The sequence below is a fragment of the Clostridium gelidum genome (genome assembly GCF_019977655.1).
In the GTDB taxonomy this organism is placed as follows: Bacteria; Bacillota; Clostridia; order Clostridiales; family Clostridiaceae; genus Clostridium; species Clostridium gelidum.
On the sequence record NZ_AP024849.1, the window covers coordinates 3,636,207 to 3,652,713 of the forward strand.

Genomic DNA, 16,507 nt, shown 5'->3' on the forward strand with positions numbered 1-16,507 from the left:
ACACAAAATTTGAATATGTTGAATTAACGAAAAAATATTTATGGAGGTACCAATGAATACAAATATTGATTCTACAAAAATGCATCGCACTCGTCAGAAAATTATAAAGGCCTTTCTGGATTTATATGCTAAAAAGCAACTTGAACAGATTTACATCAAGTCTTTGACTGAATCTGCTGGAATAAACCGTGGCACCTTTTATCTTCACTATATGGATTTGGAGGATCTTGTCACATCAATTGAAAATGAGCAATTAGACGCCCTTGCTAAACTTGATAAAGAAGTTAATTATTTTTATTATTCGCGAAAAGATAACGAATTTGCTCAATATTTTAAACCTATATTTAATTATATTGTTGAAAATAAAAAATTGTTCAAAATTCTTATGAGTCCTCATAGTCATCCCAATTTTAGAGAGTCTTTCCAAAGGGCGATGAGGAATAATTTTACCCAGAGGTTTCATTCTGTTCTTATGACAGCAAAAGGTAAAGAATTGTTAAAAAAAGAATATATCATTGAGAGTGTTATTAATGGTAATCTTGCCATGATAATACACTGGATTCAATCAGATATTAACCTTTCTCCAGAAGAATTGGCAGACTTAATAAGCTACACTGTGCTTAAAAGTCCACTCGATATAATTGAAAATAATATTAAGTGATTGCACAATTGAGATCTAGGGTGATACATGATATGGATGAACTTGTAATACCAGCATTCTAGAAATCGGATCAAGTTCTTCCTTTACTTTTGGTTTCTTCTTGTACTTTTTAGACAATGTATTTTTCCCTCCTTTTAAGCATATTGGTATATATTTTGTTATTTACTTTTATTCCTACCAATTTACCATGTCAATGATGATGGAAGATTATAATAATTAATAATGCTATGCGTTCTCTTCTTTCTTTTAATTTTAAAAAAAGAAAAGGAATTGGAGTCTATTGCTAATGGAACGACAGAGGTGATATCTTCATTGTTATTCAATCTATCATAGAAATTGAAAAGAAAATGCACAAAAAACCATGCATAATATTTTACTATTCTGCATTAATTCTAGCATATTTTGTAAAAATCGTATTATTCACTTTTCAAAGAGGTTGAGTCAAGTAAAAGTTGGCAAGAATTTTATTTAAATTATTATCCATTATTTTACATTGCATTTTTAAAATTTCCCTACCCATACTGTATATTTAACTATAACTAATATCACTAAATGATTTTAATCCACATAAATCACGTACTATTTTTCTACCTAACGTTGCGGCAGCTCCGCTATACGGAATTTGTGCACTATTGCACTTATATGCCTTACACTTATTAGATTCTTTATTCGCTTGAAATACTGTTAATGGTAGTTTTGCAACTACTGTATCAATAACATCATCAGAAATAATATTTCTGTAGATTTTATCTACAGTATCAAACAACCTATTACTAAATTTTTCAGATAATATTTTAGATAAATTATCTGCACCATTAATAGACCAGCTCATTTTTCTGCCCTTCATTCTTTGAGCTAATACATCACAAATATTATGTTCCATTGTGCCTAGATTCTTGTATTCCATGCCTTCCGGCGCCGTAGGCATGTTTATGTCACTTCTTAATTTATACGGTATTAATCCATCTCTATTGTGAACAAAGTAATCATATAATTCAGTAAGCTTCTTAAATGCAATATCTTTTTCGTTTGTAAGTATCATCATATTTACAATAGTTTCTAGACCTTCATCAATTTTACCTTCTCTAAATAGTTTTAGTAATTGCTTTTGAGCTCTTTTATCACTTACCTTACGTATAATCGCTTGGCCTACATGAAATGGATCTAGCTGAAAATGAATGTCTTCATCCTCACAAGTTGCTTTAATCCAATTTGCTCCATCACCGTTTAATATTCTAGTTTGAATTTCATCTACATTGTATTTTTCTGAAATTGTTGCGCTAGCAAGCTTTTTAAAGTGATTGGAATTGCTAAAGCTTGCACAAACAGTTTTATCAACAACCACATATTCTTTTTTGCTCCCTGGGCGTAAAGTCCAGCCAGTATATGATACTGCTAGTTTTAACTCTTTCTTTTTATTTTTCCCTTTTGGTCTATCATTACCTTGAAGATAGAGCCAAACTCCATCTTGCTCCTGAAACAATACTGGTACTTCCTTTTCGCCTTTTAATGCACCTTTGTCATTTAACTCAATTTTACGATTTTCTATTTCTTTAATCTTTTCCCCAAGTGTTTGAACTATGTTCCAAACGCCTTGAGCACTAATATCTTGATTACACATAGTTTTAATATTCTCAGATGTCTTTCTAAAAGAAACCTCCGTCACGTTAGTTAAAATAGTTTCTACGAGATTTATAGACACATTTCCTAAAGTGTCCATCCCTAAATACTCATCCAAAAGGTACTTAGTTGCTTTCTTACCATCTTCAAGTTTAAATTCATAAATGCGCCTAGAATACTCTACGTTCCCCATAATAGTCCTCAAACAAGTTTGCTTACGACCTTTATTACGGTAAACCTTGCTATCTCTTTCATTAAGTAGTTTTTCATCTAAAAATTCTAATATACTTTTTAAAGCATTACAAGCTTCGTCACAAGCATATTTATAAATTCTTTTCTCTAACTCCTTGAAAGTCATTCCTTTATCATTTAAACTTAATTCATACATAAATATAACTCCATTCTATTTAGTCTTAGCAACTTAATTATAATGGATAATTTATGTATTTGGGAGATGCTTTCGCATCTCCTTTTACTATTTATACAGTTTTTATTACTGTTTCTGCCTACTAAAATTATACTCTAACTTTCAAAGAACATTTTTCATTGGTTACTACACCATATCTACAGATTGCAAACCTGAGCAGTAAAATAAAGAAATTTATGCTATATCTTAAATTAACATAAATTTCTTAGTTTACTGCTGTTTTTTAGTTGCTCAGCTTCGCAATCAATGCTATTCAAATTATGTAGTAATCATTAAGTTACCATATTTCTTTTCCCAGTTTCCGCTCCATTACTATGATGTTTTTCTGTCTATATAAGTTAATGTCTCCCTCATCAAATGCAGGCATAGACAAGCTAATATTTAAGTACCAATCAATAAAATTTAAATATGTTACTATATTTTATTCAAAAATGGTGGTATTCCCTTTATTTAGCATGTATACTACCTTGATCTGTCGTTGCTTGCCGGCAGCAAGGGTTAAATTTTATAGCGCTGCTGCTCTTGTTAATGAGTTTTGGTAGACTCGAAGAAGACTGTTGGCCAATATTATACATTCACCGGTTATAGGCGTATAATTTCAAGGTAAGGCACATGAAAATAAAAAGGATGCCTCAAATTTTTAAGACATCCTTTTATCTATTGTAGTTTAAGACAAGGTCCATGACCCGTAGCTATAAAATTAGGTTTTAATTGTCGCAAAGTTTGTTGTAACTGTTCCAACTTATCAGAATCTGGAACCTGTTCTGGCAGAATACTATTTACTTCCATACTCCAGTTTGATTCTTTTACTGTATCTATTTCTTTTCCCATAGCAAACATTAAATCACTACTAAAGAATATTCCACGTCTATTTTCCATTATTAATAATCCATCCCAAAGATGCATTTCTGAAGGATAATCAATGAATTCCAATTCATAACTATCTGTAGTTAACTTTTCTCCATCTTTTTTAGTAATAGTTTTTGCCTTAATTCCAAAACCATTTAATTGACGCGCTGTAACTTCAGAACAAATTGTCAAAGCCTCAGGAAAATGTTCTAATATTACTGACAACCCACCACATTCATCTGCTTCAAAATGTGAAATAAAAATATACTTTAAATCTTTGCCGTTGAGTGCTGCTTTAAGTTGTGGCAGCAAAGCTTCTGCCTGCATTACATTACCTGTATGTACTAATAATGGTTCATCACCTAATAACAAATATTGATGAAATGTAAGATTAATCTGCTGAATATAACTACTAAATTGGTGTAAATCCTTATTTATAACCGCCATATAACTACCTCTTTTCTTTTTAAATATAATCTAAATCCGAAATCGATGAGCTTCTTATTTTTTCGTAATTGCAATTCTCCACATTTCAGGCCCTTGCTCTAAGTATTCCCACTCAAAATGTTCTGGAAAATTCAATATAAACTGTTGATAAAGTGGACGAGGATCATGATCATTTATAAGTTCCATTGTTTCACCTAATGTTAACTCCTCAAAAGCTTTAAAAATGATATCCTTCTTATGTCCTTTTTCATAGATTCTAATATCTAAACTTGTAGCAAAATTTGGCATAATTAATTCCTCCTTATACATTCTTTTAAGTAGGAATAAATTCCTTACTTAATCAAATTTTATTAGCTGATAATATTATAACCATTGTTCTATATTTTTAATGTGATTTAAATCACGGCACTGAAATCTCTTATATTTTGTTCTGGCATAAAAACTGCCAGATTTTCTACTGTAGCTAACATCTTACATGGTCCACACCCAATATTTCCACTAGCGGTATGTCCAAAACTGCTATTATAAAATTACTCATTTTTTATACACCTCCATATGTGATATATGTACTTTCAACATATATACTATATATAGAGGTTATTTTTATTCTCTCTATAACTTTTAACTCTAAATTAATTTTAAGTTCCTAATTGCAGAAAAGTTCCGTATTGTAGAAAAGCTACTCTTTTTATAAGTACATAGCTGCTCTTTATATAAGGTGTAACTCTTAACTGAATTAAAGGAGGTCCATATGAATTTTGAATACATTGAGTCTTTAGTTACTAACTCTAAAAATGGTGATCCATTCTCAAAAGAAAAATTAGCCGAGGAATTTAGACCTTTAATCTTTAATATTTCTAAAAGAACTTTTATTGATGGATATGAAATTCACGATATTCAAAATCAATGTTATGAAACACTATTTAAATGCATTACCTTATACAATTTAGAAAAACATAGATTTGTTGCTTATGCTACTAATTCTATTAAAAATAATATGAATGACTTAATAAAAAGAATTAAAATTAGAAGTGCCACAGAAGGAAATGATGCTCTTAGTTTACATGACGATGTTGAAAAAGACTTGCCTTCTCCAGATATTAGTTTAGAAGATTTTCTTTGTGATAAGTGTGATTATGACGATTTAAGATTAGCTCTTCATAATTTAACTGATGAGGAAAAGGAGCTTATTGATTTTGTATTTTATAAAAATAATACAGTTCAAACTTATGCTTACTATAAAAATATGTGCTATTCCACAGCCTGTCAGAGAAAGAAAGTTACTTTAAAGAAAATCTATAATCACATCAATCTACATTATAGTGAAATTGAATGGACACAAAAAAGCCAAGGCTAAATATTTTCAGCCTTGGCTTTTCTTTCCTCCCTATTTATCTTATCTATATTTATATCCTGTCTACTCACATCTAAAAGTGCTAACAACCGACCTAGTTTCTTCTATATACGCCTCAAAAACACTTATCAATCTTATCACAAATAAATTTCAGACTACACACACAGCAGTCATTTACAATTTCATCTTCTATTAAAGAGCAGCCCAGTTCACAATCTAAAGTCGCCAACTTACGCACTTCAAGCCACCTTTTATTGAATTGAGTTCATAAGCTTAAAGAAATATTTTGACTCTTGGGTTTTATAAAGATTGTACCAGGCATCTAAGGTTTCAGGTAAGAATATCTCTAGAATTTTCAATACATGCAAAGTAAATTCAAGAGGCGCTATTCCAGAAGCAGTAATCAAACTTCCATCAGTTACTACACATTCCTGCTTATAATACTTCTCTCCATCATAACTAGGACAGACCATTTTAAGATACCCTAGGTCATTGCTTGTATGAGCTCGCTTATTCAATACTCCCCCCATAGCAAGTCCTATTGTAGCACCACAAATTGCTCCTACAGCAATACCTTTCTCTAAATATTTTTCAGCCATTCTTATAATGGGAGCATGAATTGCTTCTGTCCATGTATTCCCACCAGGTAGAATCAAAGCAGCAGCATCTTTATCACTACACTCCTTAAGTTCAATTTCTGGCAATATTGTAAGGCCTCCCATTGTAGTAATAGGAGTCTTGGTAATTCCTACAGTTACTACTTTTAGCGGCATTAATCCCTTTTTGTAGTACCTTCCCGAATTGATTTCAGTGCTTAAATAACCTATTTCCCAGTCTGCCATTGTATCAAATACATAAAGATATACTGTATTCTTCATTTTCTATTCCTCCAAATTCATTTGATTGTTGCTATTTGTTACAGGATGGTCTCAAACTCCATCTCGATCTATTATATATTATCTTCACTGACAAATTCAGTCAGTGAAGATAATGGACAATCAAATCTCTAAGAATTGCTGCCATAGCATCTTTAAAACTATTTGGTTCAAGCACATTTATTGATTTACCATATTGAAGTAGAATATGAGGAACATAGGTATGGATTGAGTTTTCATCCATTAAAAAATTAGCTCTGCATTCAGTTCGTTCTATGAGATGATATCCTAAAAACCAATGTGCACAAAGGTCATTCAATGCTTCTGACTTGCCCTCAATTACTAAAGTGCAAAGTCCTACTTTACTTTCCACATTCGATAATAAGTTTTTTGTAAAAAACTCACGTGCGGAAAAAGCTTCAGGACGCTTAAACGTATTTTTAGTGCTTATAATATTTACTACTCTATCTACCCTAAAGCTGCGAATTTCATTCCTAAGATGGCAAAATGCAACAGCATACCATTTATCGTTCCAGTAAAGCATTCCATAGGGGTCAACAACCCTAAGCCTCGGATGCCCTTCATAACCTGTGCAGTATTCAATTTCCACAGAGCATTCATTAAAAGCAGCTTGCTCAATTTCCATTAATATAGGTTTGACAGCTGGATCACAAATACGGCTCACTACTTCAAATCCGACTAAATGTCGATTGAGAACTTTTTCTTGTTCTTGATTCGAGAACATCTTTAACTTTGATGTTGCACTATTTAGCGCTTCCATAAAAGGATATCCTGCTTCCATTGCAAAAGTGGCAGCATGCAAAAGTGATTTTTTCTCTTCAAGGTCAAAAAACAGAGGTGCTTGGATAAAATTGTTAAGCAAACTATATCCGCCGTTATGACCAGGCTCCGATATTATTGGCACTCCACTAACACACAATGCATCCATATAACGATAAACTGATCGTATGTTTATTTCTAACCTTTCGGATATTTGCTTTGCAGTTATTTTTGTACCTGAATTCAGCATCCATAAAATTGCTAGCATATTATCATTTTTTGGCATAATGCACCCCACTTCCCTAGATTTTTAATATATATAAACTAATACTAACTATAGTTAAGTAGTCATAATTTACAAGTATGTACTAAATTATAGTTTATTTGTGCGATAATTATATCATTAATTTCAATATAATGTATAAAATTAAATAAGTCTTCTATACAAGCTATAGAAGACTTTAAAAAATAATTAATTATAATTATAAAAGTTTGCAAATCACACTTTTTTATACATTTCCTTGAGTAATCTTAATTTCTTTTCCCTTAAATACAATAGCAAGCTTTATTATATGTTTTATTCCGCGGCTTTCAAGTTCCATAGAATATTTCATATCTTCCATTTGCTTTAAAGCAGCTATAGTTGCTTCTTCTATTGTAGTTTTTAAAAAATCATCTATTTTTTTAAATTCCATAATAATTCCTATTTTAGACGTATCTTTTGGAATCAACATAACATCGTACCTTCCATAGCCACTTTCTTTGTTAGACTTAACCTCATATTTCTCTGAAAGTGATATAAGCATTCCAAGGACAAAAGCATGATAAACCCTTTCTGGTTCTGTTCCTGACACATCAAAGTAACTTAAATTGTTTATTACAAACTGCTCAAATATTCCAGAAAATATCTCTATTTCTCCAGTTGTAAGCATGGTTAACATCAATTCATATTTTTGATTTGTCATAGTATCTTGAAACCATTTTTCAATTAGATTTTCATAAAATATATGAACTTCTTCATTAGGAATTTTAAGTTCACAGTGTAATCTCCCTTTTATAAGTTCTGTATTCACAGCCTTTAAATACCCGTTCATAGTCAAAAAGCTCCAAATATTTTGATTTGAATCTTCAACTTCTGACATTACTATAGTATCATCAATAACCTTATTTATAGAATTGCCACAAATAAGTTCTTGAAGTTCAAGCTTTATTTCTTTATCGCCTTTAATTAGTAATCTCTTAATCAAATCATTGCTGCTACTATTAATCCAATAAGGCATGAAGCCTTCTCTTATGTTTTTTAAATAATTTAATAAAGACCATGGATTGTATATTACTTGACCACCAAAAACATAACCATTATACCAATGCTTTATACTTTCAATATTTTCTGCGGCATTGTAATAATTAACCAATTCCTGAACTTCATTTTCTGTAAAACCAAATTTATCATTAAAATTATATTTTAAAATAGTATTTACTTCTAAATTATTTAATCCTGAGAAAATACTTTCTTTCGCTACTCTAAGAATACCTGTTAGAAATGATTTTTCAACATATTGATTATCTTTGAGAGCTGAAGTTAATAAATTTCTTATTACTGCAATCATGTCATCATAGTATCCATGTAAATATCCTTCTTGAATTGGAACATCATATTCATCTATAAATAACATTACTTTTCTCCCATAATGCTTATTCATATATCCCATAAGTGTACTAATACCATTACACAAAGAAGCAATAGAAACTTTTCTTTCCATTATATTTATGCATTCCTTTTTATCTATTGAAGATAAATTATCACTTTCAAGAAGATAATCATGATCCGTATACAATCTAGACATAAGAAAGGTTATTCCATCTTTAAAATCCTCATAAGATGTATACTTTTCATTCTTAAATGTAATAAAAATAACAGGATATTCCCCTTGAAGCTTCATTATATTTCTTTCATTTTCTATTTTTAAGCCTTTAAATAAGTCTTTAGTTTCTTCTTTTTGTCTTATATCAAAAAAGTATCTAAGCATACTCAAATTCAAAGTCTTTCCAAATCTTCTAGGTCTAGGTGTTAATATAATTTTCGCTCCATTTTCTATGAATTCTTTTATTAATAAACTCTTATCTACAAAGTAATTACTACCTTCTATTAAGTCTTTAAAATCAGATATTCCTATTTGTATACGCTTCTTCATTTAAGCACACCTTCTCTCATTATTAATTCACTTTTACTATACACTATTTCTATTATATCCAATTTCACATATTATTAAAAGAAATAATATATAGGCATAATCAAAAAAAGAAGACCAGTTATCGCTTGCCTTGAAAAACATTCTTTCCAATCTCGCTCTCCAATTTTTAACTATATCTTTATTGGCTCCTCCTGTAAAATTCAATTCTACATCATATATTTGCTTCACCTAAAAGAAATTTATTATTATCGAAACCAACTACTTCTTTTACTTTTTTAGCAAGTAACTTAGTGTTAATCTCTTCATTCAATTATAACATATTTTGTAAATCATTCATTTTTCAAGAATTGCGCATTAAAAAAATCGTAAATTCAATTTCTTTAATAATACGATTTTACAATTTGCTATCTATTTTTAGTGATTCATAATTACCATTGTGCATCAACTCAACAGACATTATGGCTAATATACCCTTCAAATTACTATTTATTTTCCAGTAGTATTATAACATATTTTGTAAGTATAACCCTTTCAATTTTTATAGGATGTAACTGCTTCGTTAATTAGTATGATGCATTAAAAATGCCACACTTTCACTTCTGAATAATGTGACATTTCAATTTCATATTTATTTTTGCTAATTAATATAAGATACTTATAAAGCAAGATTTCTTTGTATTACTTCGTCTACTTTTAATTTAAATTCTTCGTTTATTGTAAACTCAAGAGTTGAATTAGTTTTGAAAACTGTATTAACTTTAAATTCAATTGTATTTGGCAACACCCAACTATAACTCCGAATTTTAGACCATTTGTAAAAATAACCAGATTTATATATTCCATTTTCTCTTATTTCTGAACTTCTCAATGACCTTAATATATTTGAGATTGATAATTCTATCCAAAATATATTTATTATAATATTATTAATAATACTATTTTCCTCATAGTGAATATAGAGTTTTATGTAAGACCATGATAATAAGCACCAAAATATTAATGACACCAACCAAAAAATAGTTAAGCCTTTGCTTCCTTTTACTTTTATAATAATTTTCCCATTATTATATAATGTATATAAATCTTTTAATAGCAAACCTGTTCCAATAATAATTAATAATATATTAAGAATTGCAAATACAGAAAACTTATTCAAGTAATTCACCTCATTTTAAATTAAACATTATTAATTTATTATAGCATACCAATTATACACTATAATGTCAATATCACACTATTCGATTTTCAAAGAACTAGCTCTTACTAAGTTACTACGTCCAATGAATAGCATTGATTGCGAAGCTGAGCAACTAAAAAATAGCAGTAAACTAAGAAATTTATGTTAATTTTAAATATAGCATAAATTTCTTTATTTTACTGCTCAGGTTTGCAATCTATCCTAGAACGAAGTCGATAAAAGCGCCGAACCGCGTAGCGATTTGCTATGGAGAATCATTAATTTTCATATCCTTAGAATTTTTGTTTTTTTATAATTTTTAAAACTTTTTGATGAAAAATATATTAAATATCTTTAAAAAGTGTATAAATTCCCCCTCCCCATAATTAAGCACATTATTTAATTGCTCCTTTTATTAAAGGTGGCGATGTGCTCCGAGGCTCAATCTTATTTTTTCTTATATAATTACCATTATCACAATTTTTACATTTACATATGTTAATACCTGTAATTTTAAAAAATAGCTCCGCTGTCGACAGCACCTCTTTATTTTCATTCTGCGTATATACTTTTAATAATATTTTACATTTTTTTAATTTTGCATTTAAATTTCTATTGCTGTTTAATCCATAATGACGTATTTTAACAAATCCAGATGGTAATATGTGAGTAATAAACCTGCGAATAAATTCATTTGATGATAGTGACATAATCTTTTTCTTATTGTTATCTTTATAGTCTCTCCATTCAAAAGTAACTACAGTATCTTTAATATTAATTATTCTATTATTAGATATTGCAACTCTATGAGTATATCTTCCTAAATATTGCAGTACATGTGAAGCATTTTTATATGGAGCTTTTGAATAAACTACCCATTCTTTTAAATACATTTCATTTATAAAATCTTTATATAGCAAATTATTGTTAAATTGCATTGTATTTTTATTCAACTTAAATTGTTTATCTTTAAATTCTTCTTTAAAATAGAACAAGAATTTTCCTCTAAATTTTCTAGACAAAACTTTTACTGGAATAAAAAATTTATCCTTAGAACTAGTCCACTTATTTCCTAAGTTACTTAAACCGCCCGAAGGAACTATACAATGAATATGTGGATGATACATTAGATTTTGTCCCCATGTATGTAAAATAGTTGTTATTCCTATGTCAGCATCTAAATATTTTTTATCCTTTGCTAATTCTAGCAAAGTTTCAGAAACAGCTTTAAATAGTACATTATACATAACTTTTTGATTTAGTAGCATTAAAGTATTGAATTCATTTGGAATAGTGAAAACCATATGAAAATACCCAACCGGAAGAAGATGTTTTTCTTGATTAAAAATCCATTTCTCTTTTGCTAAAGTTTTTCTAATATAGATAGGAACACTATGGGTTTTGAAATACTCTTCACCATAAAGTTTTAATATATCCTGTAGTTGATTGTTTCTATTCATCTAATAAATCAGCCGGACTTTGTATTTTTAAGACTCTATAATCTCTTAAATGAAGATATACTGTTGTTGTAGTTATGCTAGAATGTCCCAGTAATCTTTGGATATAAATTATATCCGTACCTGCATCTAAAAGATGCGTAGCGAAAGAATGGCGTAAAGTATGAATATGAGCCTTCTTCTTAATATTAGTTTTATTTAGATATTTTGTAAAAGCAAGTTGAATTGCTCTATTTTTTAAGTGATTTACACCATCTCTTCCAAGAAATAAATAATTGTTAGGCTTGTACATTTTCCAATATTCTCTTAAAAGTATAAGATTACTTTGTGCTAATAAAGTATGTCTATCCTTTTTTCCTTTACCATCTCTAACAATTATTTTCATGTCGTTACTATCGATATCCGTAACTTTTAATTTTGCAACTTCACTTAATCTTAAACCACCAGAATAAATTACTGAGAAAATTGTTTTATAACGCAGATTATCAATAGAATCAAGAAACTCTTTAACCTCACTTTTAGAAAGTACTACCGGAAGAGTTTTTCTCTTCTTCATTCGTGGGACTTTTAAATTATTCCATTCCTTATTTAATGTAACAACAAAAAGGAATTTTATTATTGAATTTTTATAGTTAACAGTATCTTCTTTTAACTTTCTATTTGTGATACAATCATATAGAAAATTTACCGCATGCTTTTCTTCGAAAAGCTCGGGTGATAATGCTACAAAGTTTTCAAATTCACCCACAACTAGTAGGTAATTTTTAATAGTGGATTCTGTAAATCCACGTATTACTAAATCTTTATGAAAATTGACTTGTAATTCAGTCATTTTCATTAACACTCCTTTCGAAGTATATAAAGGTAAGCGTCAAAGAATCGACGCGTAGCGGTAGTATAATTTAAGTGATAAAATAAACCCAACAGAAAAACTTATATTCTCTGTTGGGTATAATTTTATATAGAAATAATTATTTGGTAGTCTTAACGCGCAGTTCATCTGGAATGCTTTCAGACCATGGCATACATTTTTCTAGTATGTCCATTTCCTTAACTTCTGAATTTGCAAACATTTCAAATAAATATACTAAATACTTTTCCACTGCTAAGCCATTGGCTTTAGCCGTTTCAGTAATACTATAAAGTAATGCACTTGATTTTGCGCCTTTTACTGTCTTGGAGAACATCCAGTTTTTTCTGCCAATTACAAATGGTTTTATAGCTCTTTCAGCTGCATTATTATCAATTTCAAGACATCCATTTGTCAAGAAAGTTCTCATATATGGCAACAACTTTTGAGCATATGCAAGAGCTTTACCTAAAGGACTTTTAGGAAGAGCATTAACAATTTCATTATCTACATATTCTTGAAATTTATTAAGAATGGGTGCAGATCTCTTGAGCCTTATTGCATGTCGATCACCATAATAATCATCACTACATATATATTGTTCCCTTAGATCTTTTTCAACTTTATAAAGTCGCTCACAATAATTAAACCCTTCTATTGCGTGAGACTGCTTTAGAGCTTCGGGGTTTAAGGTTGATATTATATCAAAGAATTTTCTTCGAATATGGGCCATACAATATAGTCTTTTTATATTCTTAACTTTATTATAGCCATCATATCCATCTGTTTGAAGATATCCAGAGAAACCTTCAAGAAATTCTTCAGCACAAGAACCAGATCTTGTTTTCTGATAATCATATAAAATTATATGGTTCTCTATGCCTCCGGAGCGATATAGCCACATGAACCTTTTTGAGTTGGAGTCTTTTCCATTTTCCTCAATAACCTTCACATAAGTTTCATCGGCGTGGATATAATTTCTTCTTAAGAGTTCCTCTTTCATATAATGAAAAACAGGCTGAAGTTCATTTGCACAACTTATTATCCAGTTGGATAATGTCTGTCTTGAAAGATTAACATTCATCATCTTAAAATATGATTCCATTCTATATAATGGCATTGCATATTGATATTTCATGCTCACAACATGAGCTAATAATTCATTTGAAGCCATACTTTTATATAAGAAAGTATTTGGAATTTTTGCAGAAATTATATTGGCTTTATCAGCATCCGCTTCGCAATTTTTGCAAGCATATGTATATGAAATATGTTCTTCTATGTAAAGTTCTGCTGGCTTATATTTTAAAATTTCTTTTGATTTTTTACCGATTATAATTAAATCATTCCCACATTTATCGCAAAATGTTTCAGAGTCAGCAAGTTTATGCTCAATTGTAACTCTATCTAGGCCGGATAGATTATCTTTCTTTCCTAAATGAGAAGATGATTTTTTTCTTGTATATGTAATTTCTTCAATGGAAGGCTCATCTATTTTAATATCACTGTTTTTTTCAGCATCATTAAAAAGTGAGAGCTGTCTTGAATCAACTTGTTCACTAGATTGTCCAAAAATTTTTCTGTTTTTATTAAGGAGCTGTCCTTTAAGAAAAGCCAATTCCTTTTTTAAATCATCAATTTCCTTATCTTTTGATTCAATGTCTTTTTCCATTTTAGAAATCAATAATTTTGTTTTTTTATCAAGTTGATCTTCTAAATCTAAAATATCCATCCCTATACCTCACAACAAATATAGGGGTATTTTACCACAAAACCCTCAATTCCGAAACTTGTAAAAGTTCAAAATTAAGGGTTTACAGCGATATTTGTTTTAAAAGCTATTTCTTACTTCAATTGGCTTAAATTTAGACTTAGTTCTAACTTCATATCCCATAAGCAACCATTTCAATTTACTATTTTCAAGTCGGAAATAGTACAGCCAGAATCCTTCATCAAAGTGAAGTATCTTAATTTTATTCATTTGCCTATTGCAAAAAACAAACAAGGCTTTTTCAAACGGATCCAACTTTAGCTGCGTTTGCACAATCACTACTAGTCCATCAATACTTTTTCTCAAATCTGTTATTCCACATGCAAGATAAACTGTATTAACTTTATTAAGATTAAACATTTGTAATCAAATCCTTAAGCAACTTACTCAAAATAGCTATTTCATTAGCCGGTACATATATTTTAGCGGCTCCTATTTCTATTATTATATTAGGTCTATCAGCTGGAACTACGGTGACTTCAGTTGTTACTTTTTCTTCTCTCATTGAAATTGCATGAAACTGTAAATTATTATCTTCATTCTTGAATTTCTTTTTATAGTAATGAAATTGACTTTTAGTAATGTGATTTGCATTGCAGAAAGTTCCTAACGTTCCTTCGTAAGAAGAAAAGGTAGCAACAATTTCTCTCCAATTTATCTTCTCATTATTATTCATGTAAATAAACCTCCATTGTTAAAATCTATGTTAATTTTAACAATAGAGACTTACATTTATCTATCCGTTAATTTTTTTACGCTTACATATAAAGAGGATGTGTTACAAAATAAAAAGATGTTGCTGTCAACAACATCTTTTTATTTTGCCATATTTTATTTAAATATGAAACTATAAATTTCAAATTAGTAGTATGAGAAAAAACAGCCGTCGCTTTTAGCGAGTTAGTTCTATCTACATATGACGCATTAAAAAAATCGCAAATTCAATCTCTTGAATAATACGATTTTACAATTTTCTATTTATTTTTAGTAATTCCTAATTTATCAAAGATACGACAGAACTGAATTTAAAATTATTCTGCCTCAACTTTACAAGTTTGGAATTTGATGAACTCCGAATTATGCTCTTTTACATAGTTATTTTTTCTTAACAGGAATCCAAATTTCGCTGTAGTAGTTTTCATCTTGAACACCTTGAGGATAATCAGCTATATCAGAGTACATTTCAATATTATAACCTGCAGCAATTTCATAATCCTTGCAATTAGGCAGCCATTCTGAGAAAATCTTTTTGTTTACATCTTGCAGAGATTTCGGCATTGCGCCCTTGCAAGCAAAAACAGCCCACGTGAATTTAGGAATAATCTTTGTAACAAAACCATTAGGTATTTCTATGGATGGATTATAATTGTCTGCAATCAAATATTCAAACTCATCTGAACCCATGCTCTCATCTATGCTTATTCCGTACATTCCACATACAATTTTCCCTTTTCCTGTTTGATAATGCTCTGTCCAAAACGGTGGAATTTCTGTAGTTGCACTATCATATTTAAACACCTTTGATACGCCCATGACAGTAAATGAATCTTTTTTAACAATTTTGTAATCCATAATATAACCGCCTTCCAATAAAAATTTAATTTTCAGCGGAGCAAACGATTTAATCATTGCTCCATCTTTTCTAACAGCAGTAGGTGTCACACCATGAAATCGAGTAAAAGCTTTTGTGAAACTATCTGGTGAGGCATAGCCATATTTCAGTGCAATATCAATAATTTTTTCATCAGTAGAAACAAGCTCACTGCCGGCAAGGGTAAGCCTGCGTTGCCTGATATACTCTCCGACCGTAAAACCACAAAGCATTGCAAAGCCTTTTTGGAAATAGAAGGTCGATATAAATGTTTTTTTTGCAATATTTTTTATTGTGATTTCTTCAGTAATATTCTCCTCAATATAGTTGATAGCTTCACCGATTCCTTCAATCCATCCCATAATCATCACCCCTGTCTGTACATATATCTTATCTCTTTTCAAGCGGTTATTCCCGACTTTTTGTGTTATGTTTTGTCTTGCCGTAAAGATT

The 16,507-nt window shown here is 29.9% G+C and carries 16 protein-coding genes; 2 read left to right on the plus strand and 14 right to left on the minus strand.

Annotated features, from left to right (window positions below; genetic code table 11):
* Nucleotides 1-52 precede the first annotated feature (52 nt).
* The gene (locus tag psyc5s11_RS16695) at nucleotides 53-661 is read left to right on the plus strand and encodes a TetR/AcrR family transcriptional regulator (protein ID WP_224033299.1); all 609 of its coding nucleotides are present in this window, start codon (nucleotides 53-55) and stop codon (nucleotides 659-661) included.
* Between the two features lie 529 nt (nucleotides 662-1,190).
* On the opposite strand, the gene psyc5s11_RS16700 is transcribed toward psyc5s11_RS16695, so the two are convergent.
* The 3 genes from psyc5s11_RS16700 to psyc5s11_RS16710 form a co-directional block, all read right to left on the minus strand.
* On the minus strand, nucleotides 1,191-2,669 hold the full coding sequence (locus psyc5s11_RS16700) for an ISLre2 family transposase (RefSeq protein WP_224033258.1): 1,479 nt from the start codon (nucleotides 2,667-2,669) through the stop codon (nucleotides 1,191-1,193).
* Between the two features lie 696 nt (nucleotides 2,670-3,365).
* Nucleotides 3,366-4,004, minus strand: coding sequence for an oxygen-binding di-iron domain-containing protein (locus tag psyc5s11_RS16705; RefSeq protein WP_224033622.1), 639 nt, complete (start codon nucleotides 4,002-4,004; stop codon nucleotides 3,366-3,368).
* A 54-nt stretch (nucleotides 4,005-4,058) separates the two neighbouring features.
* The gene (locus psyc5s11_RS16710; RefSeq protein WP_224033623.1) at nucleotides 4,059-4,292 is read right to left on the minus strand and encodes a DUF2249 domain-containing protein; all 234 of its coding nucleotides are present in this window, start codon (nucleotides 4,290-4,292) and stop codon (nucleotides 4,059-4,061) included.
* A 463-nt stretch (nucleotides 4,293-4,755) separates the two neighbouring features.
* Between psyc5s11_RS16710 and psyc5s11_RS16715 the strand changes: the two genes are divergently transcribed.
* Nucleotides 4,756-5,361: a sigma-70 family RNA polymerase sigma factor gene (locus tag psyc5s11_RS16715; RefSeq protein ID WP_224033624.1), complete on the plus strand. Its 606-nt coding sequence runs from the start codon at nucleotides 4,756-4,758 to the stop codon at nucleotides 5,359-5,361.
* A gap of 248 nt (nucleotides 5,362-5,609) precedes the next feature.
* On the opposite strand, the gene psyc5s11_RS16720 is transcribed toward psyc5s11_RS16715, so the two are convergent.
* The 11 genes from psyc5s11_RS16720 to psyc5s11_RS16770 all read right to left on the minus strand — a co-directional run bounded on the left by psyc5s11_RS16720 (nucleotide 5,610) and on the right by psyc5s11_RS16770 (nucleotide 16,416).
* Nucleotides 5,610-6,236: a type 1 glutamine amidotransferase family protein gene (locus psyc5s11_RS16720; RefSeq protein WP_224033625.1), complete on the minus strand. Its 627-nt coding sequence runs from the start codon at nucleotides 6,234-6,236 to the stop codon at nucleotides 5,610-5,612.
* Between the two features lie 100 nt (nucleotides 6,237-6,336).
* On the minus strand, nucleotides 6,337-7,299 hold the full coding sequence (locus psyc5s11_RS16725; RefSeq protein ID WP_224033626.1) for a helix-turn-helix transcriptional regulator: 963 nt from the start codon (nucleotides 7,297-7,299) through the stop codon (nucleotides 6,337-6,339).
* Between the two features lie 223 nt (nucleotides 7,300-7,522).
* Nucleotides 7,523-9,208, minus strand: a complete 1,686-nt coding sequence (locus psyc5s11_RS16730; protein WP_224033627.1) for an AAA family ATPase — start codon at nucleotides 9,206-9,208, stop codon at nucleotides 7,523-7,525.
* A 36-nt stretch (nucleotides 9,209-9,244) separates the two neighbouring features.
* The gene (locus psyc5s11_RS16735; protein WP_224033628.1) at nucleotides 9,245-9,436 is read right to left on the minus strand and encodes a hypothetical protein; all 192 of its coding nucleotides are present in this window, start codon (nucleotides 9,434-9,436) and stop codon (nucleotides 9,245-9,247) included.
* Nucleotides 9,437-9,863: 427 nt separating this feature from the next.
* Nucleotides 9,864-10,364: a DUF5673 domain-containing protein gene (locus tag psyc5s11_RS16740; protein WP_224033629.1), complete on the minus strand. Its 501-nt coding sequence runs from the start codon at nucleotides 10,362-10,364 to the stop codon at nucleotides 9,864-9,866.
* A 416-nt stretch (nucleotides 10,365-10,780) separates the two neighbouring features.
* Entirely contained in the window at nucleotides 10,781-11,845 is a 1,065-nt protein-coding gene (locus psyc5s11_RS16745) for an IS91 family transposase (protein ID WP_224033630.1), read from the minus strand.
* Complete coding sequence (locus psyc5s11_RS16750; RefSeq protein WP_224033631.1) at nucleotides 11,838-12,674, minus strand: tyrosine-type recombinase/integrase; 837 nt, start codon at nucleotides 12,672-12,674, stop codon at nucleotides 11,838-11,840. Before psyc5s11_RS16750 ends, psyc5s11_RS16745 begins: the two co-directional genes overlap by 8 nt.
* A gap of 139 nt (nucleotides 12,675-12,813) precedes the next feature.
* On the minus strand, nucleotides 12,814-14,424 hold the full coding sequence (gene tnpC, locus psyc5s11_RS16755; RefSeq protein ID WP_224033632.1) for an IS66 family transposase: 1,611 nt from the start codon (nucleotides 14,422-14,424) through the stop codon (nucleotides 12,814-12,816).
* A 99-nt stretch (nucleotides 14,425-14,523) separates the two neighbouring features.
* Nucleotides 14,524-14,823: an IS66 family insertion sequence element accessory protein TnpB gene (gene tnpB / locus psyc5s11_RS16760; RefSeq protein WP_224033633.1), complete on the minus strand. Its 300-nt coding sequence runs from the start codon at nucleotides 14,821-14,823 to the stop codon at nucleotides 14,524-14,526.
* Entirely contained in the window at nucleotides 14,816-15,139 is a 324-nt protein-coding gene (gene tnpA, locus psyc5s11_RS16765; protein WP_224033074.1) for an IS66 family insertion sequence element accessory protein TnpA, read from the minus strand. The genes tnpB and tnpA overlap by 8 nt, the downstream gene beginning before the upstream one ends.
* A gap of 419 nt (nucleotides 15,140-15,558) precedes the next feature.
* On the minus strand, nucleotides 15,559-16,416 hold the full coding sequence (locus psyc5s11_RS16770; protein ID WP_224033634.1) for an AraC family transcriptional regulator: 858 nt from the start codon (nucleotides 16,414-16,416) through the stop codon (nucleotides 15,559-15,561).
* Nucleotides 16,417-16,507 lie beyond the last annotated feature (91 nt).

Excerpts from the sequence above, each read along its gene's own strand:
- psyc5s11_RS16695 (WP_224033299.1), top strand. The coding sequence starts at position 53 with ATGAATACAAATATTGATTCTACAAAAATGCATCGCACTCGTCAGAAA.
- psyc5s11_RS16700 (WP_224033258.1), bottom strand. The coding sequence starts at position 2,669 with ATGTATGAATTAAGTTTAAATGATAAAGGAATGACTTTCAAGGAGTTA.
- psyc5s11_RS16705 (WP_224033622.1), bottom strand. The coding sequence starts at position 4,004 with ATGGCGGTTATAAATAAGGATTTACACCAATTTAGTAGTTATATTCAG.
- psyc5s11_RS16710 (WP_224033623.1), bottom strand. The coding sequence starts at position 4,292 with ATGCCAAATTTTGCTACAAGTTTAGATATTAGAATCTATGAAAAAGGA.
- psyc5s11_RS16715 (WP_224033624.1), top strand. The coding sequence starts at position 4,756 with ATGAATTTTGAATACATTGAGTCTTTAGTTACTAACTCTAAAAATGGT.
- psyc5s11_RS16720 (WP_224033625.1), bottom strand. The coding sequence starts at position 6,236 with ATGAAGAATACAGTATATCTTTATGTATTTGATACAATGGCAGACTGG.
- psyc5s11_RS16725 (WP_224033626.1), bottom strand. The coding sequence starts at position 7,299 with ATGCCAAAAAATGATAATATGCTAGCAATTTTATGGATGCTGAATTCA.
- psyc5s11_RS16730 (WP_224033627.1), bottom strand. The coding sequence starts at position 9,208 with ATGAAGAAGCGTATACAAATAGGAATATCTGATTTTAAAGACTTAATA.
- psyc5s11_RS16745 (WP_224033630.1), bottom strand. The coding sequence starts at position 11,845 with ATGAATAGAAACAATCAACTACAGGATATATTAAAACTTTATGGTGAA.
- psyc5s11_RS16750 (WP_224033631.1), bottom strand. The coding sequence starts at position 12,674 with ATGACTGAATTACAAGTCAATTTTCATAAAGATTTAGTAATACGTGGA.
- tnpC (WP_224033632.1), bottom strand. The coding sequence starts at position 14,424 with ATGGATATTTTAGATTTAGAAGATCAACTTGATAAAAAAACAAAATTA.
- tnpB (WP_224033633.1), bottom strand. The coding sequence starts at position 14,823 with ATGTTTAATCTTAATAAAGTTAATACAGTTTATCTTGCATGTGGAATA.
- tnpA (WP_224033074.1), bottom strand. The coding sequence starts at position 15,139 with ATGAATAATAATGAGAAGATAAATTGGAGAGAAATTGTTGCTACCTTT.
- psyc5s11_RS16770 (WP_224033634.1), bottom strand. The coding sequence starts at position 16,416 with ATGGGATGGATTGAAGGAATCGGTGAAGCTATCAACTATATTGAGGAG.